The organism is Streptomyces sp. BE20 (genome assembly GCF_036322525.1).
GTDB lineage: Bacteria > Actinomycetota > Actinomycetes > Streptomycetales > Streptomycetaceae > Kitasatospora.
Genome location: NZ_JAQYWW010000623.1, coordinates 1 through 219, shown reverse-complemented (window position 1 = coordinate 219; position 219 = coordinate 1). Strand labels below are relative to the sequence as shown.

Genomic DNA, 219 nt, shown 5'->3' with positions numbered 1-219 from the left:
TAGGCGATGCCGCTGCCGGCGCAGCCGCTGGTGCTGACGGAGCCGGAGACGACCCAACCCGCCGGGATCGGCGAGAACGAGCACACGGTGGCGTAGGTCTGCGTGGTGATCTTGGCGATCGAGTACGCGTAACCGGTGCCCACACAGCCACCGCTGCCGTACGAACTCGTGATCACCCAACCCGCCGGAATCGGCGACATGGAGCACACCGTCGCGTTC

General features: G+C 67.1%; 1 pseudogene. It reads right to left on the bottom strand.

Annotated features, from left to right (window positions below):
* Window positions 1-200: pseudogene (locus PUR61_RS13380) on the bottom strand (hypothetical protein); the annotation flags it as partial.
* Between the last annotated feature and the right edge of the window lie 19 nt (window positions 201-219).